Annotated in this window: 26 protein-coding genes and 2 tRNA genes; 8 read left to right on the forward strand and 20 right to left on the reverse strand. The window is 67.2% G+C overall.

The features are described from left to right. Positions 1-199: 199 nt before the first annotated feature. Positions 200-814 (forward strand): hypothetical protein, encoded by a 615-nt coding sequence (locus ACO03V_RS14450; protein ID WP_423138064.1) that lies wholly within the window; start codon positions 200-202, stop codon positions 812-814. 571 nt (positions 815-1,385) lie between these two features. Here ACO03V_RS14450 and ACO03V_RS14455 read toward each other — a convergent pair. Together ACO03V_RS14455 and ACO03V_RS14460 are read right to left on the reverse strand one after the other, a co-directional pair. Further along, positions 1,386-1,988: a sigma-70 family RNA polymerase sigma factor gene (locus ACO03V_RS14455; RefSeq protein ID WP_423138065.1), complete on the reverse strand. Its 603-nt coding sequence runs from the start codon at positions 1,986-1,988 to the stop codon at positions 1,386-1,388. Between the two features lie 655 nt (positions 1,989-2,643). Continuing rightward, positions 2,644-2,817 (reverse strand): hypothetical protein, encoded by a 174-nt coding sequence (locus ACO03V_RS14460; protein ID WP_423138066.1) that lies wholly within the window; start codon positions 2,815-2,817, stop codon positions 2,644-2,646. A gap of 530 nt (positions 2,818-3,347) precedes the next feature. Here ACO03V_RS14460 and ACO03V_RS14465 point away from each other — a divergent pair. Then, positions 3,348-3,512, forward strand: a complete 165-nt coding sequence (locus ACO03V_RS14465; protein ID WP_423138067.1) for a hypothetical protein — start codon at positions 3,348-3,350, stop codon at positions 3,510-3,512. 236 nt (positions 3,513-3,748) lie between these two features. After that, entirely contained in the window at positions 3,749-4,051 is a 303-nt protein-coding gene (locus ACO03V_RS14470; protein WP_423138068.1) for a hypothetical protein, read from the forward strand. Between the two features lie 272 nt (positions 4,052-4,323). Here the strand turns inward: ACO03V_RS14470 and ACO03V_RS14475 are convergent, their stop codons facing one another. From ACO03V_RS14475 to ACO03V_RS14525, 11 genes are all read right to left on the reverse strand, one after another. Then, on the reverse strand, positions 4,324-5,568 hold the full coding sequence (locus ACO03V_RS14475; protein WP_423138069.1) for an SGNH/GDSL hydrolase family protein: 1,245 nt from the start codon (positions 5,566-5,568) through the stop codon (positions 4,324-4,326). Then, on the reverse strand, positions 5,565-6,143 hold the full coding sequence (locus ACO03V_RS14480) for a hypothetical protein (protein WP_423138070.1): 579 nt from the start codon (positions 6,141-6,143) through the stop codon (positions 5,565-5,567). The genes ACO03V_RS14475 and ACO03V_RS14480 overlap by 4 nt, the downstream gene beginning before the upstream one ends. 11 nt (positions 6,144-6,154) lie before the next feature. Next, positions 6,155-8,908 carry a phage tail tape measure protein gene (locus tag ACO03V_RS14485; RefSeq protein WP_423138071.1) on the reverse strand — a complete coding sequence of 918 codons (2,754 nt, stop codon included), beginning with the start codon at positions 8,906-8,908 and terminating at the stop codon, positions 6,155-6,157. A gap of 96 nt (positions 8,909-9,004) precedes the next feature. Beyond that, on the reverse strand, positions 9,005-9,364 hold the full coding sequence (locus ACO03V_RS14490; protein WP_423138072.1) for a hypothetical protein: 360 nt from the start codon (positions 9,362-9,364) through the stop codon (positions 9,005-9,007). A gap of 114 nt (positions 9,365-9,478) precedes the next feature. Beyond that, positions 9,479-9,739: a hypothetical protein gene (locus ACO03V_RS14495; RefSeq protein WP_423138073.1), complete on the reverse strand. Its 261-nt coding sequence runs from the start codon at positions 9,737-9,739 to the stop codon at positions 9,479-9,481. Continuing rightward, positions 9,736-10,275, reverse strand: a complete 540-nt coding sequence (locus ACO03V_RS14500; protein ID WP_423138074.1) for a hypothetical protein — start codon at positions 10,273-10,275, stop codon at positions 9,736-9,738. The genes ACO03V_RS14495 and ACO03V_RS14500 overlap by 4 nt, the downstream gene beginning before the upstream one ends. An 8-nt stretch (positions 10,276-10,283) precedes the next feature. Beyond that, positions 10,284-10,667: a helix-turn-helix domain-containing protein gene (locus ACO03V_RS14505; protein WP_423138075.1), complete on the reverse strand. Its 384-nt coding sequence runs from the start codon at positions 10,665-10,667 to the stop codon at positions 10,284-10,286. After that, on the reverse strand, positions 10,664-10,936 hold the full coding sequence (locus tag ACO03V_RS14510; protein WP_423138076.1) for a hypothetical protein: 273 nt from the start codon (positions 10,934-10,936) through the stop codon (positions 10,664-10,666). Before ACO03V_RS14510 ends, ACO03V_RS14505 begins: the two co-directional genes overlap by 4 nt. Before the next feature lie 151 nt (positions 10,937-11,087). Continuing rightward, complete coding sequence (locus tag ACO03V_RS14515) at positions 11,088-11,702, reverse strand: hypothetical protein (RefSeq protein WP_423138077.1); 615 nt, start codon at positions 11,700-11,702, stop codon at positions 11,088-11,090. 79 nt (positions 11,703-11,781) lie between these two features. Further along, positions 11,782-12,273, reverse strand: a complete 492-nt coding sequence (locus ACO03V_RS14520) for a hypothetical protein (RefSeq protein WP_423138078.1) — start codon at positions 12,271-12,273, stop codon at positions 11,782-11,784. An 87-nt stretch (positions 12,274-12,360) separates the two neighbouring features. Next, the gene (locus ACO03V_RS14525; RefSeq protein ID WP_423138079.1) at positions 12,361-12,585 is read right to left on the reverse strand and encodes a helix-turn-helix transcriptional regulator; all 225 of its coding nucleotides are present in this window, start codon (positions 12,583-12,585) and stop codon (positions 12,361-12,363) included. A gap of 98 nt (positions 12,586-12,683) precedes the next feature. On the opposite strand from ACO03V_RS14525, the gene ACO03V_RS14530 reads away from it, so the two are divergent. Together ACO03V_RS14530 and ACO03V_RS14535 are read left to right on the forward strand one after the other, a co-directional pair. Further along, positions 12,684-13,370, forward strand: coding sequence for a helix-turn-helix domain-containing protein (locus ACO03V_RS14530; RefSeq protein WP_423138080.1), 687 nt, complete (start codon positions 12,684-12,686; stop codon positions 13,368-13,370). Further along, positions 13,342-14,478 (forward strand): site-specific integrase, encoded by a 1,137-nt coding sequence (locus ACO03V_RS14535; protein ID WP_423138081.1) that lies wholly within the window; start codon positions 13,342-13,344, stop codon positions 14,476-14,478. The genes ACO03V_RS14530 and ACO03V_RS14535 overlap by 29 nt, the downstream gene beginning before the upstream one ends. Before the next feature lie 55 nt (positions 14,479-14,533). Here the strand turns inward: ACO03V_RS14535 and ACO03V_RS14540 are convergent, their stop codons facing one another. From ACO03V_RS14540 to ACO03V_RS14565, 6 genes are all read right to left on the reverse strand, one after another. Then, on the reverse strand, positions 14,534-14,965 hold the full coding sequence (locus tag ACO03V_RS14540) for a hypothetical protein (RefSeq protein ID WP_423138082.1): 432 nt from the start codon (positions 14,963-14,965) through the stop codon (positions 14,534-14,536). Then, entirely contained in the window at positions 14,962-15,396 is a 435-nt protein-coding gene (locus tag ACO03V_RS14545; protein WP_423138083.1) for a hypothetical protein, read from the reverse strand. The genes ACO03V_RS14540 and ACO03V_RS14545 overlap by 4 nt, the downstream gene beginning before the upstream one ends. Before the next feature lie 137 nt (positions 15,397-15,533). After that, a tRNA-Met gene (locus tag ACO03V_RS14550) sits at positions 15,534-15,607 on the reverse strand. Between the two features lie 27 nt (positions 15,608-15,634). Further along, positions 15,635-15,706 (reverse strand) — tRNA-Thr (locus tag ACO03V_RS14555). 64 nt (positions 15,707-15,770) lie between these two features. Continuing rightward, positions 15,771-17,324 (reverse strand): M23 family metallopeptidase, encoded by a 1,554-nt coding sequence (locus ACO03V_RS14560; protein ID WP_423138084.1) that lies wholly within the window; start codon positions 17,322-17,324, stop codon positions 15,771-15,773. 279 nt (positions 17,325-17,603) lie between these two features. Continuing rightward, complete coding sequence (locus ACO03V_RS14565) at positions 17,604-18,395, reverse strand: inositol monophosphatase family protein (protein WP_423138085.1); 792 nt, start codon at positions 18,393-18,395, stop codon at positions 17,604-17,606. A gap of 146 nt (positions 18,396-18,541) precedes the next feature. Between ACO03V_RS14565 and ACO03V_RS14570 the strand changes: the two genes are divergently transcribed. Further along, a complete protein-coding gene (locus tag ACO03V_RS14570) occupies positions 18,542-20,116 on the forward strand; it encodes a phytoene desaturase family protein (protein ID WP_423138086.1) in 1,575 nt (524 codons plus the stop codon). A gap of 190 nt (positions 20,117-20,306) precedes the next feature. Continuing rightward, positions 20,307-21,815: a DUF222 domain-containing protein gene (locus ACO03V_RS14575; RefSeq protein WP_423138087.1), complete on the forward strand. Its 1,509-nt coding sequence runs from the start codon at positions 20,307-20,309 to the stop codon at positions 21,813-21,815. A 182-nt stretch (positions 21,816-21,997) separates the two neighbouring features. On the opposite strand, the gene ACO03V_RS14580 is transcribed toward ACO03V_RS14575, so the two are convergent. Next, positions 21,998-23,452 (reverse strand): PLP-dependent aminotransferase family protein, encoded by a 1,455-nt coding sequence (locus ACO03V_RS14580; RefSeq protein ID WP_423138088.1) that lies wholly within the window; start codon positions 23,450-23,452, stop codon positions 21,998-22,000. Between the two features lie 82 nt (positions 23,453-23,534). On the opposite strand from ACO03V_RS14580, the gene ACO03V_RS14585 reads away from it, so the two are divergent. Next, positions 23,535-24,209, forward strand: coding sequence for a pyridoxamine 5'-phosphate oxidase family protein (locus ACO03V_RS14585; protein WP_423138089.1), 675 nt, complete (start codon positions 23,535-23,537; stop codon positions 24,207-24,209). Positions 24,210-24,296 lie beyond the last annotated feature (87 nt).

Raw genomic sequence — 24,296 nt, forward strand, 5'->3', positions numbered from 1 at the left:
GCAGTCAGGCTTTAGGCGCCCACGTGCTATCACCTGTTTCTTCTGAATCTGCGGGGTAAATGCGGGATTTTCGCATGCACACGGCCGCCTTCCACTACCTAGGCAGCGGACTGGAGTCCGAAACACGTCACCCACGGGTTCCGGCTGACCCGTCGCGGCGTAGGTATGCTGCGGCCAAGATCCTTGGGGGGAACAAAACATGAGAAGCATGCGTGGCGCTGCCGCCGCTCTACTGGCCTCGACACTCGCGCTGTCGGCGTGTACCGGGACACCGGAACTTGAAGTGACAACTGCGACACCGCAGTCTGAGGAGAGCCCGACGTCAGCTCCGACTCCGACACCCACCCCTACCCCGGTCGTAGAAGCAGAGCGGGGCACGCGTGCAAACCCTCTCGCGGTCGGGGAGTCGAGGCAAATCGCCGAGAAGTCGATGTGGACGGTCGGCGCCACAGGCGCGACTGAGGTGCGTGAGGGGTTCCTGGTGCTGCCCGTTCGACTGCAGATGGATTGGGAGACCTCCCGCGCGAACACGGCAGAGAGCGGACAGGATCCGACTCTTGTGGACAATGAAGGTGTCGACCCGTCTGGCGCGATATTCATCAGCTTTGTATCGGCCAGCGGCCGTTCGTTCACGACATTCGACCAGTACGAGGCTGATGTGCCCGACCCTGAGTTGTGGCAGGTGGGGACGCTCTTCCCGCCAGCCGAGTTCGTGGATGTGTTTCACGTCGTCAGCGTTCCCCCGGAGGAGGTTGCCGGCGGGGTGTGGAAGGTCTCCAACATTGGAGGGGAGAGCGTTTACCTCGCACCGTGAGGACGCTGACCATAAAGGACCGTTGCTCGAGGCTGTGATTGATCAAGCCACTCGACCACGCGGCTCCAGTCATAGACCCCGTTGACGGTTGGCGGGCCGGCGCCGACCTCGGCCCAGTGTCGGAGCGTGCTGGGACGGACGCGCATTCGTCGTGCTGTGAGATGGAGTGAAACGAGCGCGCGGGCGTCGGTAATGATTCGCATGCGGTTGACCGTAGAGCGGTCACGCGGTGCCGACTGCTGCACGGGCGGAGACTTCACCCCTCTTGCCGCCAGAATTCACCCGGTGTCGGTGCTTGCCCGTATGGTGATGTTCTCTCGGCCGGAGGAAGGGTCGGGCGTACGTGGGATCGACGAAGGTCACTGACGAAAAGATGGCGCGGACCGTCGCATCCATGCCGCCAGTGACACTCCCTCAGCAGGCGTACGGGCCGCAGCCCATCGAGTGGTTTTCGAAGCGTCCGGTGTGGGCGTGGGTGCAGTGGCGCGACCAGGCGGCTACCCGGGAGGCGTGCTGGGCAGTTGGCGCGAAGGACCGCATCGTCATGCTCGAGCGGAAGGATCCGCCCGGTTTAGGCAACGAAAACCGGGTTGCGAGAAAGATGCCCTCGCAGCAGCGTCAGCGCCCTCCGCATCCGGGACTTGACCGTCCCAAGGGGTACCCCGGTGTGAGCTGCAATGTCTGCCTGACTCAGGCCGGCACCGTACGCGAGATCAAGATAGTGGCGCTGCTCATCCGTCAAGTGCGTAAGTGCCTCGGCAAGGTATCGACGTTCTTCCTGGTTGTCGACCGAGTCGTAGGAGTTGTCGGCAATGTCCTGAGCTAGGCGTGTCCCTTCGCGCCAGTCTCGCTCGCCAGACGATTGGTTTGCCCGGACTGCGTCCACTGCGCGTCGGTGGCCGATGATGCAGATCCAGGCGCCCACGGTCCCTCTTGTGGCCACATACTTTGATGCGTTTTGCCAGACGTAGAGGTAGACGTCCTGCAGCACTTCCTCTGACAGAACGCGGTTTCTCAGGACCCGGATGATGACCGCGAAAACTTGTGGGGCGGTGGAATCGTAGACCTGCGCGAAGGCGGCGGCGTCCCCCGCTGCCACTGTCAGCATCAACTCATCGAGGTGGGCGGAGCGGGCGTCGCGATACTGGTCGCCGCTTCGGGGTAATCCGCTCATGGGTTGATACTGTCAGAAGCGGCCACCTAGGACGTGCGCTCGCCCTCTGCGCTCTGAGTGTGGCCACCTGCATTCCTCACCGGTGTCGGCGCGGGTCCAATGTCGTGCGTGGAGTTATCTCGCCGTATTGACGACCCCTCCCACCCGGAACTATGGGTCAGCGGGCCAGGCTGCCTTGTCTATGGCATGACGCTGGAACGTGGCTTGATGCCCATCCGGAGGTGATACGCCCGCAGCCCACCTCTGTGTCACGGCGTGGTGCATGTGTCAGCATCTGTTCGACGTCGTCCATGACCCTCGGGCTCGCGTCACCCCCAGGTTGCCCCCTCGCCACTCCCAAAAACGAGGGGGCACCCGCCACAACGACGCGAACCCCCGGCCACCTCTCGTCGCCGCTGACCAGCCCGCAACAACGAAACGCCCCCGGCAACCCGCTCGAGGTGAGCGAGGCGCCGGGGGCGTCGTGGTGTGGTGTTTCGTCGGCCGGTCGGGGCGGCCCCCCGCCCCTATGGCCTGACACGCCGTCACGGGATGCCATCCGTCGCAGGCGTGCTGCGGGTCACTGTACGTGTCCTCCGTTCGGGGGACAACGGGGCCTGCCCCCTCGCCCCTCTTCCCTGGCAGGGGGCACCCACCTCCCGGGCCTGGTCGAAAATCAGTTCAGTCGCTTCACGGTCAGGATGATCCATTCGGGTCCCGCCTCCTGCAGCGCTGCGACCATCGCGCCGACCCGATCATCGGCGTTGACCACGACGAGATGGTCGAACTCTGCCACCGTGTCATCTGCCAACCCCAGCCCCACTGCCCATTCCATGCCGCGCAGGTTCACGTGCGGGCCCCCTCACCACCCACCCCCTTGACGCCAGCGACGATGAGTGGCGCATGCGTCCCGTCGCTGAACGACGAGAACCCCCTGCCGCCTCGATGTGAGGCAGCCGGGGGCTGTGTCGTCGACCCGCCCGAGTGCAAAGGGGGGCGCGGAACGAGCGGGTCTATCGCGAGCCTACGGTCCAGACTCGGCGGCAGGTCCGGGCTGCGTGAACCGGCTGATGCCCGGCCGCGGGGTTCAATCGGTGAAATGGCGTGGGTCGCTATGATGGCCGCGGCGGTGTTGGCCCCCTGTTTAGCCGCCACGTGCCCCACTCGCGGTCCCCCACACTGTCACCTCGAGTGGGGCGCCCTCACACCATCCCGCCCCGCGTTGCACACGTCAAACGGCGTGTCAGGAAACGCAGCCCCGATGGCCCGCGTACGCCGCCACGCAGACGTCCTCAGTTCTTGTCGAGGGCTCGCCCTCCGACTGCTCAGCGAGGAACACACCCCCTATCTATTTCGGAGGATGAGCGTAGGGTCCGGACTATGTGGACAACGCTTCTCATCCTGCTTGTCGCATGGGCGGTGCTCGCCATCGTGGGATTCGTCTTCGAGGGACTGCTTTGGCTCGCCATCGCCGGCATTGTCCTGTTTATAGCCACCCTCGTCCTCGGCCTGATCCAGAGCCGCAACGGTCGGCGAGCCTCTTAGCTTTCACCCCGCAACATCCCACGTCACCCCCGAAAGGGGTTTGAAGACTCATGGTCACCACAACCACCGCCGCTGATTCCCGATTAGGGGCCACGCCCACACCGTCGGCTTACCCAACCCCGCTCGGTCTCACGTCTGTGCTCCCCGGGTCGTTACCGCGCTCCCTCGGCACCCTCGACGCGCCCGACACCTACCAAGTCGAAGCCGTCTTCAACCGCCGCCCGCAACCTGCTGAAGTGGCTGCCATCCATTCCACCGAAACGCAGCAGGCACTCACCAACGCCGGCTACCCCGATGTCACCCTGCGCGTCTCAGACCGGCGTCTTGAAATCCGCAGCACCAGTCTCGCTGAACTTGGGGCTGGCCTCGCCACCTTCCTCGCAGACCATCTCGCCGCCATAACTGCGGAACTTCAGAAGGAACGAGCTTCCGCGCAACTGAGGCTCGCAGCCGCAGTCGAAGCCGAGAACTCCCGCGCCGAAACAATCGCGCGGGAGGCTCAGCGCATCAGCTTCACCCCGACGCCTGCGGCTTCGTAAAGCCGCGGCATGCCACCGCGGCCCCCGTCTTCAGTGACGCAGACAGGGGCCGTGTGTTTCCACCCGCTCCAGCACGTCGCGCCCCGGAACGCCGAACGCCCCCGACCGCCTCGAGGTGAGGCAGCCGGGGGCTGTGTCATGAGTGGTGCAATCTGCGCCAGGAAGATGCAGTCAGGGGCCGCGAATAAGCGCCAGCCGACGTCCTGTTCTGGTCGCCGCTCCTGGGCTGGCCCTGACGCCCATGCGGCGCCACCTCGCCACCTGGCCGAGTGTTACGACGTCAAGCTGACGCCCGCGGCATCGTAGATCTCCATCACCGCGGCGCCCACGTGAGCGCCAGCGACGAACGTCGCCGTGTACGACGAGTTGTTGACCTTGTGCGCCCAGGTGAGGCCGTACTGCTGGCCGGGCGTGAGTCCCGTGACGAGGATGTGACGACTCACCGAGAGGTACTGACCCCCCGGGCTTCCGGCCACTTCGACTTCGCCCGCGACGGCTGCGGCTGCGCTCGGGGCCATGAACCGCAGACCCCACCGCGCGGACCCGCCCGAGGTGACGAACGCGCATCCTGTCAGACGGACCAGAGTTGCCGAGGACTTCGCGGTGAAGACGACGCCGACCTTCTCAGGATTGGTGTCGTCGACGTTGACCAGGCCGGTCGAGGTCGTCGTGCGTGAGGTGACGCTGGCCGGCTTGTAGTGAGTCGCGCCGAGCAGCTCACCCATCCCTGCGGATGGTGACGACCCTCCCGCGGCGGTGGCAAAGCTGGGGAGGAGCAAGTCGTTGACGTGCTGGGCGATGATGGCGTGCCCGAGGTTGGAGGGGTGGGCGTCGTCTGCGGCGTAGAGTCCGAGCTTGTCGGGCGCACCCGGTCCCATCAGCGTCCCCAGGTCAAGGAGTGCGACGGTGGGGTCGCCGTCCGCGACCTCCCTGGCAGCCTTCACGTAGTCGGTCCAGGGGAACGCCGGGGAGGCGATGTCACCTCGCAGCCACTCGAGCAGGATGAGGAACGCCGGCACATCTGCGGACGCCGGCTGGATGGACTTCATCTTGGCGACGAGGGCGAGGAGGTTCGACTTCGTCGTGGCGGGGTCGACACCGTAGTAGTAGTCGTTCAGCAGACCCATGTAGATGGTCAGGCTCGTGAACGACGCCGAAGTCCCTGCACCCGCGACCTTCGCCAGCAACTGGGTGGAGGTGTAGCTTGAGTTGCCGTCGATGGTCACCGTGGCCGCAGCGTCTACGGCCTTGATGGCGGCGCTGACGATGTTCGCAAAGCGCCGGTCGGCGCTTCCTGCACCCGACCCGAAGACGACCGAGTGACCGAAGATGTAGGTCCGGCTGCTGCCTTCCTTCACCTTCGCGTAGAACGGCCGGAGTGCACGCGCGTTGCGAATCTGACGGGCATCCGCGACCGGGGCGGAAACATCACTAATCGTGGCGGTAAGCGCCTCTTCGGATAGACGGGTGTCCAGCACTTTGTGCGCGTCGAGGATGCCCTGATCCAGCTTGTTCATCGCCGTCTCGGACAGAGGGGTAGTGGTGGCGTTGCGCCAACCACTCGGGTAGGGACGGGTCTGGGCGCGAGTTCTTCATTCGGCGCGAGGTCTTCGGACGGTTGCAGGCGCCGCTCTCGGCGAAGCTTTTCCGCCCGCTGCTGGGGCTCGCCGATGTGGAGCCCCCACATGACGGCCTCGATGTTGGTCTGGTCTTCGGCGTCGAGCATGTCGAAGAGCTCACCCCAGGTGTCCTGGCTGATTCTCTCGTCGTTGACCCTGATGCGTTCGACGGGGAAGTCGCGAGCGACGGCGGCGCGGTCGTACTCGTAGGGGCGGTCTGCGTCAGTGCGCGCGGGCCGGTTGCCGAACAGCTCTTGCCAGGTACCACCGGGCACCTCACCGATGCTGACGTCGACCGTCTCGCCGCCAAGCGAGATGGGAAGGGTCTGCCAGTTCGCCTCCCGTCGCTCGTATTCGGCGTCCATGAGCTGGCGTAGCTCAGCAGTCGTGACCGGCTTGACGGCGGAGAAATCGTCGAGGATCGACTGGTCCATCCCGCGCTGAATCTCCATGAGGTGACTGATACTCGGCATTCGCTTCTCCTTCATCGGTTATTGCGTCCGCGACGGACTGTTTGGGTGGCCTTTTCGTCGGCTGCGTGGATCTGCTGATTGGCGATGGCTCGCGCGTGGGCGAGAATTGAACCGTCCTTATCGACGAGCGTGACGGTCTCGGGGAACGAGACCGCTGCTGCGCCCGCGTCGACACCCAGGCGACGACCCGTCTCCTGCCAGATCCCGATGTTCCGGTTCCGCTCATCCGGCTTCCCCGAGATGAACGCTTCCCACACCGTCTCCGGCTCAGCGAACTTGTGAATCGCGCCCTGACGGCCGTTATAGATGCCCGTGGCGACACCGCCGCCGTCCGCGAACGCGGCATAGTCGTAGAGGCCGCCACGAGCATTGAACGTCACGCCTGTGCCTGCGATCGTGTACTTCGCCCCACCGGTCACATCCACCCCGACATTGATGCGGCGCCCCGTCCACGCGTTGAAGAACGACTGCAGCTTGGTGCCGGCGGCGGCGGTCTCCGCGATGACGGCCCACTCAGTTTCGGAGGGGATGCGGAAGATCTGATCCGCCAGCGCGCCAGCTTCGTCGGCGTTCATTCCAAGCTGGGTCGCTCGGTCGATGAGTGCCTGGCGGCTGCCCTCGAGGGTGGCCCGGTACGCGTCCGTGTTGCCGTCGAGGTTGAACTGCTTCTCGGCCGCGTTCTGCGCCTGCTGTGCGAGGTCGACGAGCATGTCCTTGTTGTTGCGGCCCGCCTGCGTATTCGTGTCCAGAGTGGCGATGTAACCCTCAGCGCCGTCACGCGCCTTCGCGATCGTCTCGTCAACTTTCGCGAGGGCGTTCTGGTAGTCGATGTTCGCCGAGATCGCGTCCTGGCCAACCCCATTCGCCTCGTTCACCGTCTCGATCAGTCGCGACAGTTCATCTGCCACGCTCGATACTGCCTCCGCCTCCGCGTTGTACGACTCCGACAGGGTCATGGCCGCGCCGCTCGCTTCTTCGGACGACTCGGCTACCTCCTGCGTAGCGCGGGCCTTCTGCTCGTTGACGCGGATGGCGTCCTCGATCGACTGGTTCTCCCCGAGAACGGACTCCGTCAGCAGAGTCGACGCCGCGGAGACGTCGGTGAGAGACAGCCCGAGCTCGTCAGCGATGCGCTGCGCCGCCTCCTGTTCACCCGACCCTGCACGGATGACGTCTTCCAGCTCCTTCAGGGCTGCGACGTTGCCCGTTGCGGCGTCAGTGACCGTCTCGAGCGACAGACCCAGCTTCTCCGCGGCGTCATAGGCGGAACCGCGCGAGATGAACAGCCAGGACTGCTCCATCGCCAGGTTCTCCTCTGCGAGGTCGCGGCTTGCCGAGGTGACACGGTTAGTGCCCTCTTCCAACGTGTCCGCGTATGCCCGCGCGTTCGCCTGCGCCTCAGTGTGACGCCGCGCGAGCTCTCCGACGATGGCAAACAGGCCGCCGAGGGCAAGGCCAGCACCGCCCGCAGCGAGGCTCAGCCCACCCATGCTCAGGCCGGCCCCCCGAACCGTGGACTGCAGCTCCAGGAACTTCGGCACCACGTTCAGCGCTGTACCGCCAGCCAGAGCGACGGCCGCGGTGGCACCGCCGACAATCAGCGTCGCCTGCTGGACTGGCTCAGGGAGGTCGCCATAAGCCCCGACGAGACCGGTGACGGCCTGAGTGAGGTATCGAAGGCTGTCGTTTGCAGCGCTACCGGTCTGGATGAGTGCCGAGTCCATGGCGCCCTGCAGCGCCTCGATGTCGCCCTTGAGATTGTCCAGCCGCGTTCGTGCCTGCTCAGCGGCATAGCCCGAGTCATCAACCGCCTGCGTCCACTGATCCACGCCCTCAGCGCCCGCCTGGTACAGAGCAGTCGCCGCGGTGACCGTCTCTCGGCCGAAGATCGTTCCCAGCGACGCGTCACGGGAAGCGTCGTCCATATTCCGGTACGCGGTGGACAGCTGACCGGCAGCGTTCTCGAGGCCCAGGAACCGCCCCTGAGAGTCGTACAGGGTTATACCGAGACGCTCGATCTCGCCGCGAGCCTCCTTCGACGGAGACGTCAGCGACGACAGCACACCGCGTAGCGACGTACCCGCCTGCTCACCGATGATGCCCTGCTGGGCGAACAGAGCCAACGCACCGGTCGTCTCCTCAAGCGACACTCCCATCGCAGCGGCCACAGGACCCACGAACTTGAGGCCGTTCGCGAGATCGTCAACCGAACCCATGGCCTTGCCCGCGCCCGCAGCGAGAACGTCAGCCACATGACTCGCCTGGTCGCCAGACAGCCTGAACTGGTTCATCGCGGTAGACGTAATCTCCGCCGCCCGGGCCACGCCAAGCTGTCCGGCCGCAGCCAGGTCTAGCGACCCCGCCAGAGCACCGGAGAGGATGTCTGCCGTTGACACGCCGGCTTTCGACAGCTCCTCAATCGCGTTAGCAGCCTCGGTAGCCGAGAACACAGTTGAAGCGCCGGCATCGATAGCAGCCGTTCGCAACAGGTCCATGTTCGACGCGGTTTCCCCCGTCGCTGCCTGGACGTTCGACATCGCGGCATCGAACTCAGCGAACTTCGCTACCGCGACCGTCACACCCGCGCCAATCAGGCCGCCCATGACCATGGCGCCCCGACCGACCGCTTCGAATGCTTCCCGCGTCTGCTTGAGCTTGTCCCCCTCAGTGCCCACCGAGCGGGTTGCCTGAGCGGCCTCAAGCATCCCCTTCTTGTATTCCTCAACGGCCGCCGACAAGCGGACCTTCACAACTCTCTCGGCCACGCTGGGCCCTCCTCCGGATACGACAAAGGCCCCCACTCGATCTGAGTGAGGGCCTCTGTACTGGCTCTGCTGTCGGCGCAAACGCCTAACGGGTAATCACGTCGCGGGCCTCCAAGTGCGGCCTCGCGACATGGCACCCAGACGCTCCGCCTGCGCTGTCAGCGCCGCGTCATCTGCGCCCGTGAGGAACAGCACGGCATCTTCCTCGCTGATGTCGTGCCTCACCCGAAGGTTCGTGATCAGCGTTCGACGGTTCAGCTCAGCGATGCTTGCTTCCATCTCCGCTGCCTGCCGCTCCAGTCGGTCGACCTCTGCCGCCCGAATCTGCAAGTCCTCGGCATCCGCGTGCTCATAGCGCTGCTGCCGTAGCCGGTCCGCGACAACACGGTCAACCTCCCCCTGCGAGAAACGACGTGGCGCCGCAACGTCCGCCGGTGTCGCCTCAACGTCGCTCATCGGACGCCCCTTCCTGTGGAAAAAAACGCCGGGGAGAGGGCTCGGCATAACCCGGAGACCTGGGCTGGTGGGCGAGGGGCCTCCCCCTCCCACCCCTGTTGGCGCTGCGGTTGGTCATCGGAGGATCACCGCCTGCGGTTCTGGCTTTGTGTCGAGTGGTTCGGCGAGTAGTTGCGTGTACTCGTCTGCGTACTGTCCGGGTCGCGTCAGGCTGATGTTGGTGGAGGCGCTGACCCACACGCACGTGTCAGGTGAGATGGGTACGGGTCCTCCGCGTCGTGCGGTGACGACGGCTGTCCGGAAGACGGTGAGCGCGTCGGCGTACGGTAGCTCGAGGACCTGCGTTCCGATGCGGACGACGGTGTCTGCGGTCACCGGCTGAGTCCGTAGTGCATCGTGCGAGCGAAGCTGTTCTCCCGGAGCTTCTCGAGCTGGCGGAGTTCGCTGATGGTTTCCTTCATCTCGGGCCGCTTGGCGGTGAATGCGTCGACAACGTTGCGGTAGTTCTTGTCGAGGCCTACCCGGAGGATGGCGTGGGCGAGGATCTTGTCGTGCTGTCGCAGCGCTCGTTCAAGCAGTCGAACTGCTTCGTCGGCGTTCTCGATGCGTTCGGCTCGGTCCTGTGCGTCTCGGAAGGAGATGACTTCCCCGGTGGAGAGGCCGTTGGGGGATTCGATGAGGGAGAGGCGGCGTTCGATGGCCTGGTCGAGGTGCGTCTCTTCCTGGGTGCGAAGCTCTTTCAGGCGGGGCTTGTAGTCCTCGAAGAGGGCGCCGTGTGCTTCGCGCTTGCCTTCGTCGGTGAGCTTGGGGTCCTGGTCGATCTGGTCGCGGAGGGCGGTGTAGTTCTTGATTGCGGTGGTCGCTTCGGCGCGGACCATCTCGACCTGAGTCTCGAATGATTCAAGGGACATGGGGTTCCTCAGTTCTTCCGTCGTGCGGATATGTAGGTGTCCGCGTCGTCTTGGGTGATGATCCAGTGCCGGCCGCTTTTTGTTGCAGGGAGGATCTGTTGCTGTAGGTGTAGGCGCACGGTGCGTTCGGATATGCCCGCGTTGTGCGCCACTTGTACGACCGTGGTATATCCATTGTCTCGAATTGCCGTCGTTTGCCGCGGGGTTATGCCATTGTCGGCACTATTGGCGAACGTTGCCCTGCTGAGTTCGTGGATCAGCTTGTAAGCGGCGGTCCCGGTTCCTGAGTCGCGCAATTTCGCTCGTAAGTCTTTAAGGTTTGCGACCTGGTACAGCATGCGCACTTCTTCGCGGGAGAGGATGAGTCCGCCATTGGGGACTTCAACGCTCATCGGGTGTTCCTCTCAAGGTCGACGTTGCGTGCTGCGTGTGCGCCTGTGGGGTCCCTGTAGCCGCCGTGGGCATAGAGCTCGAAGCCGGCCCAGGAGCGGTCCTCGTGGGCGCGGTCGAGGTAGGTGTCGATGAGGTGTCGGGCGTTGATGGTGCTGGGCAGTGCGCGGATGATTCGTGACATGCGTCCGCCCTTGAAGGGGATGCCGGCTAGGTAGAACCGTTGTCCTGCGTATGCGATGAGATCTTCGACGGTGTGTGTCTGCGTCATTCGTTTCCCCTCTCGTGAATGGGGGCTGTGATGTCCCTGACCGGTTCGCGGAGGCTGGCGTAGTACGCGGCTCTCTCCATTGCGAAGGTCTCGGGGTCGTTCCATGCCCGAGACAGGGCTTCAAAGTTCGCGGGCTTGGGCGCCGAGGTCGTCATCGGTACATCCATTCGTCGTTCTTCGCGATCTGGCGTCGGTCGCAGGCTCGACATGTGCCGTCTGGCTGCAAGAGGTGTTTCCCTGCGCCACAGTCTGAACCCGGCTGGACGGTTTGCATTGTCTGCGCTGTCTCCGCGGTGAACTGATGTCGCTTCTTCGATCCGTTACCGGTCACGTGACCGGTTCTGTTACCGGGCATGTAGGCAGAGGATTGAGAATCAAAAGACTTAATGCCTTCGCCTACGTGACCGGTCACCGATTCGTCTTTGAGACGCTGTCTGTAGTCGGCTTGGTTCTTCCTCTTGCGCTGCCTGTAACCGTCCACAGTCGCCGCCAGGGACTGCCTGAGGCCGTGCGGGTCGTCCCATCGGAGGAACTGCAGGCCGTCAGGTGTGCGTTTGATCAGTTCGCACGTGACGAGGGTGTCAATGTCTGCGTCGCTGACGCCATCGGGGTGGACCGTGTTGACGTATCTGGTCGGCACGCGTCCGTCTGTCCCCTGTTCCACGGACCACATGAGGAGGTTCGTGAAGACCCGCCATTCGTGATCGCTGAGATCCATGAAGCGCATTTCGTTGAGCCAGTGGCCCGGGAGTCGTGCATCGGTCACCTGGCCCTCCTTTCGGGCAGGGCAGTGCCCCAGATGACGGCCGGGTCACCTGGGGCACTGGGTCTAAATTCAGCGATGCTCAAGCAGCATCTTCCGTTCCGATGAAGCTGGCGTAACCATCGGTTCCGGGAACTCCAACGAGTACCCAGGTGCCGCGATTGGTGTCCCATTCGCGATTCGGGCGTCGGCTGTAACGCTCCTGACGGGTCTCGCCGATCGACTGTTTGCACCAGGCGGTCGATGGGTGGTGGCTCTCACCGGCGGGGTGACCCTTGTAGGTCGGCTCGCCGGCTTCTTCCCCTTCCCAAACGCATTCGCCGATGTGAAACAGATCGCCGGGCTCGGCGCCACGGATGCCGCTGATCCAAGCCGCCTGGACGCGAAGGACAGGGATGTCCATGAACCGGGCGTCGGACAGGACGAGATCAGCAAGTGTTACAAGTGCCTCCTGCAGGCGCTTCACGTCGAGCTGGATTTCCTGCATGCGATCGAGACCCGGGACGCTTGCTCTGGGGCGAACGGCTTGGCAGTTGTCGCGAACGCTTCGCTTCTGTAAGCTGAGGTCAGTCATCTTGTCCTCCCTGGACATTCCGCCCTCGATCGGTTGCAGCCGATCGAGGGCATTTTTTGTTTGGATGAGGCATGAGCTACAGGAATTTCAGGCGGTGTTCGCCAGTCCCGCACTCCCGCCCATATCGAGAGATTCGAGCCAGGCGAGAACGTCTTCTCGCCGGTAGAGGACTCTTCCTCCGGCTTTTCGATATGTCGGCCCCTTGCCCTCCACGGCCCAACGAGCCAGCGTCGGCTTTGAGATTCGGGTGAAGCACGCGACCTCATCTCGCGTCGCTACCTCGGGAAGTTGCTGCACCGCTAGCTGAACCACTAGTCACCTCCATGTCACAAAACGGTTGATGCATGTACGGTATCAGACCATTGTCATAGATGGGTAGAACTATCAGTTGATTTCGTTACACTCGATGCGTGGATGCAAAGAACATGGACGAACGTTTCGCCGAGGCCTTCCGACTCGCGAGACAGGCCGTCGGTCTGAGCCAGGCAGATGTTGCGGCTCAGATGGCCACGTTCGGGTACGAGATGAGTCAGCCGGTTGTAGGGAAGATTGAGCGCGGCGAGCGGAAGGTCACCATCGGCGAAGGCGAGGCGCTAAGCGCTATCGTCAACCGCAGCACCCGGAGCCTGCTCGAGGGTGAGGGGACACTCCGCATCGAACTCGGCACTGAGCATCTCCGCGCGCGTCGCGCAGCAATAGCGGATGCCGTCGAGCGTTATCAGTCCGCACAACTAGCTCTCGCCCAGGCTCTCGACACCCTCGAGGCGACCGGCGACCACAGGTGGACGACATTCGCGCGAAACGTGGCCGAGTCGCTGCTCTCAGAGACACCGCGGGACGTCATCGAGGAATACGAGAAGGACACGCGTGCAGGCATGGCCGCGCACCGGATGCGTGACCAGCTTGACGACGGGGCGGAGGACTACGATCCCCGTGACCTTCTCACCGAGGAGAGATCTCCCCGCTTGTTCCGTTTGCAGCAGTCGCGAGGGGACACGATCGATACGAGAGTGTCTGCGCGAGGTTTGGTAGAGGCGTGGGGAGCGATGCGAGGGGAGTTGGATCAGCATGGCTCGGCCCCGCACACCACTGAGTAGCTATGGGACCATCCACGTCACGTTCATAGAGTCCGGCAAGTGGCGTGCCCGCACTCGGTACCGGTTCGACGACGGAAGGCTTCGCCAGGTGGAAAGGTTCGCTCCGAGCGAGGCGAAGGCGAAAGCGAAGTTGCGGGCGGCACTCGTGGACATACAGGCTTCGACGGCGACCGAAGTCAAGCGCGAGACACGCCTCCGCGACCTTGGAGAGCGGTTCCTCACCGCCAAAGCTGGGCGAGCTGCTCGGACAGTCGAGACTTACGAGCGCGCGGTTCGCAAGATCATCACACCCCGCATCGGCGACCTCGCGGTAAGCGAAGCAACTCCCGAACGGCTGCAGCGCTTCCTGGACACAATCACTGCAGAGGTGGGAGTGGGCACCGCAAAGACAGTTCGGTCGGTGTTGTCCGGGATGCTCGGTCTTGCGATTCGAGCCGACGCCGTTCGCACAAACCCCGTCCGGGAGCTTGCACGCCTGGAACAGAAGGCAAAGGGCGCCACGCCTATCCCGGTCGACGAACTCGCTGGGGTGCTAGCCAAGCTGCGCGGTGACAAGCGAGCTCGAGAGCTCGACCTGATCGACATGGTGGAGTTCATCGCTGGCACGGGCGTTCGCATCGGAGAAGCGTGCGCCGTTGCGTGGGAGGACGTGGACCTCGAGTCGGGAACGGTCACTATCCGCGCAACAGCCGTGCGAGCCACCGGACGAGGGCTGATTCGGCAGGCGCATACGAAGACAGACGCTGGCGCACGACGCATACGTGTGCCCGGAGGGGTGCTCGGGATACTCGGGGATCGCCGCCTGCGGGGCGGTCCGAACCGTGGACTGAATTTGGTGTTCCCGACGACGTTGGGCAATCTTCGCGATCCTAGGAACACGTCGCGGGATTGGGCCGAGGCGCGGGCGCGACTCGGCATCGGCAACTACTCGTTTCACAGCTTCCGCAAGACCGTCGCGACGGCACTCGATCAGGCGGGGCTCACGCCACGCGACATCGCCGAGTACTTGGGCCACGCTGACCCGTCGCTGACGATGGGCACGTACATGTCCAAGACCGTAGGGGGTAATCGCGCGGCGGAAGCCCTCGATCAGGTCATGAACGGATGAGGGGCCCTGAGCGCTTCCCAACGGATGCGCCCAAGGCCCCCCAGCGAGTGGTGCCTTACGCGAAGTGGACTTCTCGAGGGGCCAGGATGAACGGCCGATCCTCGATGAGACGAGCTGGCAACCGAACGCCGTTCGGCTTCAACGACAGGTACTCGATGAACATGCCGACTGTCGCGTCACTGCCGGGGCGCTGTCCATCCGATGCCAGATCTTCCGCGCTCTCGACATCGAGAGCGCCGGACGAGTCCAGGAACGCCAGCATGCAGACGCTGTCGCCGGCGTCCACGAAGACATTGGCATAGCCGCCAACATTCTCGATACGGCGCAGCAACACTGCCAGCCGCTCGCCCCCAAGGGCGGCGACGACTGGATGCCTCCCGTTGTTGTCCACCACCGGCAACTCTGTGTCGGCGAGTGAGCCAATCGCGAGGTTCGTATTGATCGAACGACGAAACTTGTCGAGTTCGGACTCGGCGTACATGTTCACGACCTCCCATCTCGAATCATAATCGCTACTGTCACTGCGATGGTGTTGGCGTGGCCGAACGCTTTCTCAACGTCGTCAATGGAGTCGAGGCGAAGGATCAACTCGTGCTCGTCCATGTCGTTGGGCGGGTGCAGATGGCATCGGCCGCCGGAGCAGTCGATCCGCGCAACTTCTTGCCAGGCATCGGCAACGGCCCAGTCTCCCGTCTCGACAAGCATGAGGAAATCGACGAGCCGGCCCTCGAAGCGCCACGTCCAGATCGAGATGCGCAGGTTCGCGCTGTCGTCGATCGACAAGTACCACTCCTTAGACGAGCAATCGTCTCGATCCGGAGGTCTGTAATCTCCCTGCTCGCGAGCAAGCTCGGCTTCCATCGCCTTGCGCGCTTCGTTCAAAGCTTTGCGGCGCTGCTTCGGCCCCTCGTGCCCCATATGCGCCACCCTAAGCCGAACGAAGCCTGAGGACGCGTTCGACCCACCGCCAACTCAATCTGCGGGGTTTGTGCGGGATACCCCGCCCCATAACGGAATCAGCCCCGGCGTGAACCGAGGCTGATCTGGGATTCTTGTAGCGGGAGCGGGGCTTGAACCCGCGACCTCACGATTATGAGTCGTGCGCTCTCACCAACTGAGCTACCCCGCCGCACGGCATCCAATACTGGATGCTTCGAGCCCCGAGTCAGGATTGAACTGACGACCCCTTCCTTACCATGGAAGTGCTCTGCCACTGAGCTATCGGGGCGTTACCGGATCGCTCCGGGCAACTAGAAGAGGCTATCAGAAACAGCCCCTTCGGACGAATCGGTTCAGCCTCCGGCGTGTGCGCGGAGCCACTCGATCGGGTCGACCGGCGTGGTGCCGTTCTGAAGGATCTCGAAGTGCGTGTGAGCGCCGAACGAGCGGCCGGTGTTGCCGGTGCGGCCGAGGAACTGGCCAACCGTGACCTTCTCGCCCGGGGAGACCTGCAGCGACCCGTAGAGCATGTGCCCGTAGCGGCTCGAGACGAGCTGCCCGTCGATCTCGTGGTCGATCAGGACGGTGACGCCGAAGGCGCCGCCCGACTCGGTCGCGATGCGCACGGTGCCGTCGGCGATCGCCTGGATCGGCGACCCCTCGCCGGGCACGAAGTCGGCTCCCTCGTGCATGCGGCCGTCGCGCATGCCGAAGCCGTAGGTGATGGGCACGCCGACCGCGAAGGGCCACTGGATGGCCGCGGTCGGGTCGTTGACGTAGAAGTTGGAGAAGTTGGTGATGCCCGACTCGGCCGCCATCTCTCGGTAGCTGGAGGCGGTGTAGCCGTCCGACCGCTCGACCGCGTCGATGTGGGCCTCGGCGGGGGCGACGTAGGCCTGGATGCCGCTGCCTCCCGCGACATCGCCGGCGGCGAGCGTCGTGGTGGCCGGGGCGACCGCGGCGACGTCGGCCACGCTCTCGGTGCCGCTCGCCGACGCGAGGGCGCTGACGGGCATCGTCATGCCGACGGTCAGGAGTCCGACGACGCCCATGACGCCGACGGAGAACGACGCGGCGGCGACGCGACGTGCGGCGCTGCGGCGACGGATGCCGTCGAAGGGAAGTCCCTCGGTGACCCGCCGCTCGGGCTCGGCCAGGGCCTGCGCGGCGACCTGGATGGGGGTCTCGCCGGTGAAGGCGAAGAGGCGGGCGGCCGCCTCGAACTCGTCCTCGACGGTCTCGTCGGCGTCGCGGGCGCTGTCGGCTGCCGCGCGAACGGGCTCGTCGGCCGACGCGATGGGCGTCGCGGCGAGGACGGGGGTCTCACGCTCCTCCCCCGCGGCGGGCGCCGCCGGAGCGATTGCGCGACGACGGCTGCGGCGCGTGACCGGCAGCGTGATCGGCGAGGTGGGGAGGGCGATCGGGGTGGTCGCGGTCGAGGCGTCCGCGCTCTGCATGATGACGGCGACGTCGCCGTCGATCGAGCGGCGCTCATCGATGACCGTCACGGCCAGGGCGTCCGCGGTGAGCTCCGGGAGGTCCGCGATCGCGGGGGTCTCGTCGTGGACCGGGCCGGCCTCGAGGGCCAGGGCCGGCGCGGCGCCGCTCTCGAGGGCGTGCGTCGTCGACGCGGCGGGCGCCGGCGTGGACGCAGCGGCCGACTTCGAGCGGCGCCGGCGGGCCGGAAGGGTCGGCTGGATCGTGGCGGCGAGGACGGTCTCGACGACCGCGGCGGCCACCTGCTCGACCATCGCGGGCTGCGCGGCGGCGTCGGCGTCGACCGGTGCCGGATCGAGGGGGGCGGCGTTGGCCGCCTCGTCCACGGCGACGGCCGAGGCCAGGACCGCGGTCGCAGCCGGGGTCTCGGAGGAGTCGGTGTCGACCGTGGGGGTCGCGCGGCGGCGCATCTCGGCCCGCGTGAGGTGCGGGTGGGACGCGGGCGCGGAAGTGGGTCGACTGGATCGCCGTGTACGGGCGGGCTCAGTCTCGGGGGCTTCTGACGGCAACGCGCGGGGGCTCTCGTGTCGTGTCGCAGCAGCGACGGCTTCGGGCTTTCGGGGCTTCTGGCCACCTTCGCCGTTCGGGCAGCGAAGATAACGATCGGGTAAACACATTACCCCGGACGGTCTGGGAAAGCCATGTGCGGCGGCGAATCCGTCCGCGGAGTCCGGGATCGGTGAGCGGTATCAGTAGTCCAGAACCGCCTCCAGCGCCGGGAAGAACTCCGCTCCTGCGGCGATCACCATGCCGCGTCCGGGCCGTCCGCCCGGCGCGCCGCCGAGGGTTCCGCCGGCCTCCGCGACCAGCAGGGCGCCCGCCGCGTGGTCCCACGGATGGGTGCCGCGCTCGTAATAGGCGTCCATCCTTCCGGCCGCGACGGAGGCGAGGTCGAGGGATGCTGCGCCGATGCGCCGGACGTCACGGGCGATCGGCATGACCCGCGACAGCTGCTCCAGGGCGGGCGCGTGGGTGGCCGGGTCGTAGCCGAAGCCGGTGGCGATGAGACCGCCGGCCGGACCGACCTCGGACACCGCGAGACGCTGGTCGCCCAGCCACGCGCCGCCGCCGCGCGACGCGCGGAAGAGCTCGCCGGTGACCGGGTTGAACACCACGCCGGCGAGGGCCGTCCACGAGGCGGTGTCCGGCGGACCCTCGACCGCCGCGATGCTCACGGCCCAGGCGGGGATGCCGTAGGCGTAGTTGACGGTGCCGTCGATCGGGTCGACGACCCACGTGATGCCGGTCTCGCCCTCCTCCGCGCCGGACTCCTCGCCGAAGAACCCGTCGCCCGGTCGCTCGCGGGCCAGCTCGGCGCGGATGTACGCCTCCACCTCGCGATCGGCGGCGGTGACGATGTCGGCCGCCGCGGACTTGGTCGCGGCGACGGTCACCCCCTCCTGCCGGCGTCGGTGGGCGAGCGCCCCGGCGTCGCGCGCGATGCGCGTGGCGATGTCGAGCAGGTCCGCAGCGAGGGTCATGGCATCCACGCTACTGCGCGCGAGCGGGACAGCCCGGGCCGGGAGAAGAACATGCAGCAGAGTCAGCCTGTGGAGGAGTGAACGTCCCGAGCGCAAGGGCGGTGGCATCCATTCGTCCGTCGACGGCGCTTCGCTAGCGTGGGCGCATGAGTCTCGCCGACACCACCCGCTACGACGTCGTCATCGTGGGAGGCGGGCACAACGCGCTCGTCGCCGCCGCCTATCTGGCCCGTGCGGGGCGGAGCGTGGTCGTCCTGGAACGCCTGGACGCCGTGGGCGGCGCGGCCGTCTCGGAACGACCCTGGCGCGGCGTCGACGCGCGCGTCTCGCGGTACTCCTACCTCGTGAGCCTCCTGCCGCCGCGGATCGTCGCCGATCTCGGGCTCCGGATCGACCTGCGCCGGCGGCGCTACTCGTCCTACACCCCCGACCCGGCGGACCCGTCGCGCGGTGTGCTCATCGACACGAGGGATGCCGCGGCGACCGAGGACTCGTTCACGCGGACGTTCGGCGACGCCGACGAGGCCGCGCGATACCGGGCCTTCAACGAACGTCTCGCGAAGCTGGCGCGGGCCGTGTTCCCCACGATGACCGAGCCGCTACCGACGGCGGACGAGCTGCGGGAGCGGGTCGGGGACGACGAGCTGTGGACGGCACTGACGGAGCGCCCGCTCGGCGATCTGCTGCGGTCGTCGCTCGAGACCGACCTCGTACGCGGCGTGGCTCTGACGGACGGGCTGATCGGCACCTTCGCGGCATCCGATGATCCGTCCCTCGCGCAGAACCGGTGCTTCCTCTATCACGTGGTCGGCGGGGACTGGAACGTTCCCGTCGGCGGCATGGGGGCCGTGACGGCCGAGCTCGAGCGCGCCGCACGGGAGGCGGGCGCGGAGATCCTCACGGGCGTCGACGTGATCTCGGTCACGCCGGACGGCGAGGTCCACGGGGTGACCGACCGGCCCGTCTCGTTCCGGGGAGCGCTGGTGCTCAGCGGCGTCGGACCGGCGGTGCTGGCCGACCTGCTCACGGCGGGCGGGACGTCGGTCGGCGCGCCCCCCGAGCCGGAGGGGTCGCAGATCAAGGTCAACATGCTCCTGTCGCGGCTGCCGCGCCTGAAGGACGCCGCGGTGTCGGCCGAGGCCGCGTTCTCGGGGACGCTGCACGTCAACGAGTCCCTCACGCAGCTGGACTCCGCCTTCATCGCCGCGACCGGCGGGATGCTGCCCGACCCGCTGCCGGTGGAGGTGTACTGCCATTCGCTGACCGACCCCTCCATCCTCGGACCGGAGCTGCGCGAGAGCGGCGCCCAGACGCTGACCCTGTTCGGGCTGCACGTGCCCCACCGGCTCATCGCGGACGAGGACCCGGTCGCGGCGGGCGCACGGCTGCTCGCGGCGGCGCAGCACTCGCTGGAGTCCGTGCTCGACGAGCCGCTGCGCGACTGCATCATGCGGACGCCCGAGGGCACTCTGTGCATCGAGGCGAAGACGACGAGCGACCTCGAGCGCGCGTTGAACCTGACCGGCGGCGACATCTTCCACGGCGGCCTGTCGTGGCCGTGGTCGGAGGGGCGGGCGACGCGTCCGGCGGCCCGGTGGGGCGTGGAGACGGCGCACGCCCGCATCCTCCTCTGCGGGTCGGGTGCGCGGCGCGGCGGCGCCGTGAGCGGCATCGGCGGGCAGAACGCCGCGATGGCGGCGCTGGAGATCCTCGGGGAGTAGGGCGCGGGATGTCCCGTTCGCGGGCTGTCGCGGGTTGTTCGGTTCGCGAGTTGTCGCGGATCGGATGCCGTCGGGGCGGGGCGCGAGGGGAGGGATGCCGATGGGGGCAGTTCCACCGCCGGGTGAATTCCTTCTCGGGGCCGGGTGAAGAGACTGTCAGACCCTCGAACATCCTTTCTACCGTTGACGCATGGCCGCATCTTCCTCTCCCCCGCCGCCGGCAGACGCCGACGCCTTCACCGACGACCGGTTCGCCGACGAGCAGGCGGAGCTGCGCGCGCTCGTCGCGGGCATCCGCGACGACACCATTGCCATCGCCCGGCTGTCCGCGTCGCTCATCCGAAGACGCGCCGCCGTCATGAGGATCGCCCTCGCCCGCATGGAGCGTTCGGGCTCACGTCTCTCTCGAGAGCGCGAGCTCCCGGTGCGGTCGGTCGCGCTCGAGATCGGCGTGGCCACGCGCACGCACGATCTCACCGTGCAGAAGGAGCTGTCCGACGCCCACACGCTGACCGAGAAGTTCGCCGCCACGGTAGGGGCTCTCGAGGACGGCCGGATCACTCCGCGACACGCCGCCGCGATCCTCGAGACCGGCATCGTGCTCGACGACCCGGCCGCACGTGCGGGGTGGGAGACGGTCGTCCTGGCCCGCGCCGAGCGCGACTCCCCCGGTCGTGTCCGGGCCTACGGCCGCGAACTGGCCGAGAGCGTGCAGCCGGAAGGCATGACGGCTCGACACCTGCGCGCCGCCGCGCAGCGCGGGGTGAGCGTGCGCGACCTCGCCGACGGGATGGCGAAGCTGAGCGTCATCCTGCCCGCGACCGTGGCCTACGGGATCCGGGATCGTCTGCGACGCCAGGCCGCGGCCATCCGGGCTGCCGTGACGGCCCCGGACACGAGCGGAGACTCGGCGACCGCCGGGGACGGCGGGTCGCCGAGTGCGGAGGACCCAGGATCGATGCCTGACGGGATCGACGGATCAGCGACCGCCGGGAACCGAGAACCGTCTCTCGCCTCGATGGGAGGGTCAGAGGCCGCCGGGACGGAAGGGACACCTGCCGGGAACGACGAGGGCAGCGTCGCGGACGAGCGGTCGCTCGCGCAGATCGGCGCGGACGTCCTCGCCGATCTGCTCCTGACCGCCGCTCCTTCCCACGACCCGACCACGGAGGACTCCTGTCCGGGCGGGCTCGGCGCCGTGCGCGCCCAGGTGCAGATCACGGTGCCCGTGCTCACGCTGCTGGGCCGCACGGACGGCGGCGCCATCGTCGACAACACCTGCCCGATCGACCCTGCGACGGCGCGACGGCTGGCGGCCGGGGCTCCCGGCTGGGACCGCGTGCTGTGCGATCCGGTGACGGGGACGGTGCTCGAGGTGGACCGATACACCCCGACCTCCGCCCAACGACGGTTCCTCGCCGCTCGCGACCGGCACTGCCGCGCGCCGGGATGCCGTGCGCCGATCGCGCGCTGCCAGCTGGACCACAACCGCGAGGCCCAGGACGGCGGCCCCACGCACCTGCGGAACCTCTGCCACCTCTGCGTCCGCCATCACGTCCTGAAGACCGAGGAGCCGTGGACGATCCAGCAGAACGCCGACGGCAGCCTGCTGTTCCACAGCCCGCTCGGCCAGCAGACCCGGGAGAGCCCTCCCCCGCGCGTCATGTTCCGTCCGACGGGCGATCCCCCGCCCTTCTGAGGCCCGAAGCCCGGGGCCCGAGGCCCGAAGCCCGGGGCCCGAAGCCCGAAGCCCGAGGCCCGAAGCCCGAAGCCCGAGGCCGCAGGCCCGATGCCCCAGGCCCGTCGCCCGAAACCCGAACCCGAACCCCCCGGCCCGAGCCCGCAGCCCGCCCCCCCCTCAACTTTCACGTCCCCGCTCGGTCAGCTGCGCGCCTGCGCCCGGCGCCGCACGACCTCGATGATCTCCGCGACACCTGCCGTCAGCTCCACCGTCGTGGGCGCCGCATAGCCGAAGACGAGACCGGCCGGAACATGCGTGGAGGAAGGCGAGACGGCGTACGACGACATCCCCGCGACCTGGATGCCGCGCTCGCCCAGCTCGGCCACGATCTCGCGTTCGTCGCGCGGCGTCGCCCAACGAAGGAGCGCGACGGCGTGGAGCCCGCCGTCCATCGCCGTGAGGCTGATCTCGGGCACATCCGCGAAAGCCTCGAGCAGCAGCGCTCGCCGGTGTCGGTAGTCCCGGCGACGGCCGGCGGTGTGCCGCGCGAGCGCGCCCGTGGCGAGGTATCGGGCCATGGCATCCATCTGCACGACGGACACGGGCAGGTCCAGATCCTCGCGCGCGGCCACCAGGCGATCACGGATGCCGCCCGACGCCACCAGCCACCCGCACCGCAGCGCCGGCGTGAGCACCTTCGACAGACTCCCGACCAGGACCACCCGGGCGGGGTCGATGAGATGCAGCGGCGGGAGGGGCGCACGTCCGTGCGGGAATTCGCTGTCGTAGTCGTCCTCGATCACGACGGCGCCCGACCGTTCCGCCCACGCCAGCAGACGGGCGCGCTCGGGGCCGCTCAGACGGCTCCCCAGCGGGTAGTGGTGCTGAGGAGTGACGACGACGGCATCCAGGTTCGCTTGTGCCTCGAGAGCGTCGAGGTCCAGGCCCGTCTCCGAACGGACCGGGATGCCGACGACCTCGGCCCCGAGACGGCGGAGAATCCTCGGCACCCTCCGATACCCGGGATCCTCCACGCCGACGCGCAGCCGAGCCCCGGCCCTCCGCGGCACGGCGGAGAACGTCAGCAGCAGCGCATCACTGGTGCCGGCGGTCACGATCACGTCGCCGGGCGCGACGTCTATTCCCCGGGTCCGCCCGAGATGCGCCGCGATCTCCTTACGGAGGTGCGGTGTCCCCAGAACCGAAGAGGGCGCAACGTCCGCGGGCACCGGAGCGGCCGCCGCCCGTCGCCACGCGGACCGCCATGACGCGTCGGGAAGACCGCGCGTGCTGGGCCGTCCCGGGCGGAGGTCGCGGGTGTCCGTCGGACCGAGGCCGTCCGCTCCCCCGTCCCCCGGCGTCGACCGCTCCCGTGGCACGCCGTCGGCGACGACCCCGCCGCCCCCGCGCGTCACATCCGCGACGACGGTGCCCCCGCCCGCTCGCGAGAGCAGATATCCCTCTCCGAGAAGGGTCTCGTAGGCGGCGACGACCGTGCCGCGCGCCACCCCCAGGTCCGCGGCGAGGGAGCGCGTCGACGGCACCGTCTCCCCACCGGCGACCCGCCCCGTGACGATGGCTGAACGAAGTCCGGCGGCGATCTGCTGGTGCAGAGGAGACGGGGAGGAGCGGTTCACCAGCCCGAGCGAGATCACGCTCCATCCTGACACAGTGGTCCATCCGAATGAGCCGAATCCGGACTACCCACTGGTCCACGCGGGCGGCTGTACTCGACGCATGACCGAACTCCCCCTCACCTCGCTCACTCGTGTCCGGCGGGGCGCCCGCCATCAGCGCACCGACCGCGCAGCGCTGTACGACGTCCTCGACGGGGCGCTCTCCGGAACGTTGGCGGTCGTCCGAGACGACCGTCCGATCGCCCTCCCGGTGGGCATCGCCCGCGACGACGACTCCGTGCTGTTCCACGGCTCGACGGGGAGCGACTTCTTCCGCCGAATCGCCGACGGGGCTCCCGTTTGCCTGACGGTCACCCACCTGCTCGGCCTCAAGTACGCCCGCTCCCTCTTCGACAGTTCCATGCGCTACCGCTGCGCCGTCGTCCACGGCACCGCCGCCGCGGTCGGAGCCGCGGAGAAGGAGGACGCCTTGTCCCGCCTGTCCGAACACCTCATGCCGGGACGCGAGGCCGACGTCCGTCCGATGACGGCTCGGGAGATCGCGGCGACGATGGTCCTCCGCCTCCCCCTGGACCAGGCGAGCGTGAAGGACAACGTCGGCTCCCTCGCCGAGGTGGACGGGGACGGCGAGGACCGGACCGTGTGGGCGGGCATGCTCCCCCTGCGGACGGTCGCCGGGGACCCCGTCACCGCGCCGCAGACGGTCTCCGGGACTCCCGTGCCGGAGTCGGTGCGCCGAGCCGCCGCCCGGATCGCAGCCCTCGGCACAGCCTGACAACCCCGCCCGAGGAGCGGGCGCCCGCCCGACACAGCGGAGCGGCCCCCCGGATCACCGAGGGGCCGCTCGCGCTCCCCCGTCGAC

It is taken from the genome of Microbacterium sp. HMH0099 (assembly GCF_049384025.1).
In the GTDB taxonomy this organism is placed as follows: Bacteria; Actinomycetota; Actinomycetes; order Actinomycetales; family Microbacteriaceae; genus Microbacterium.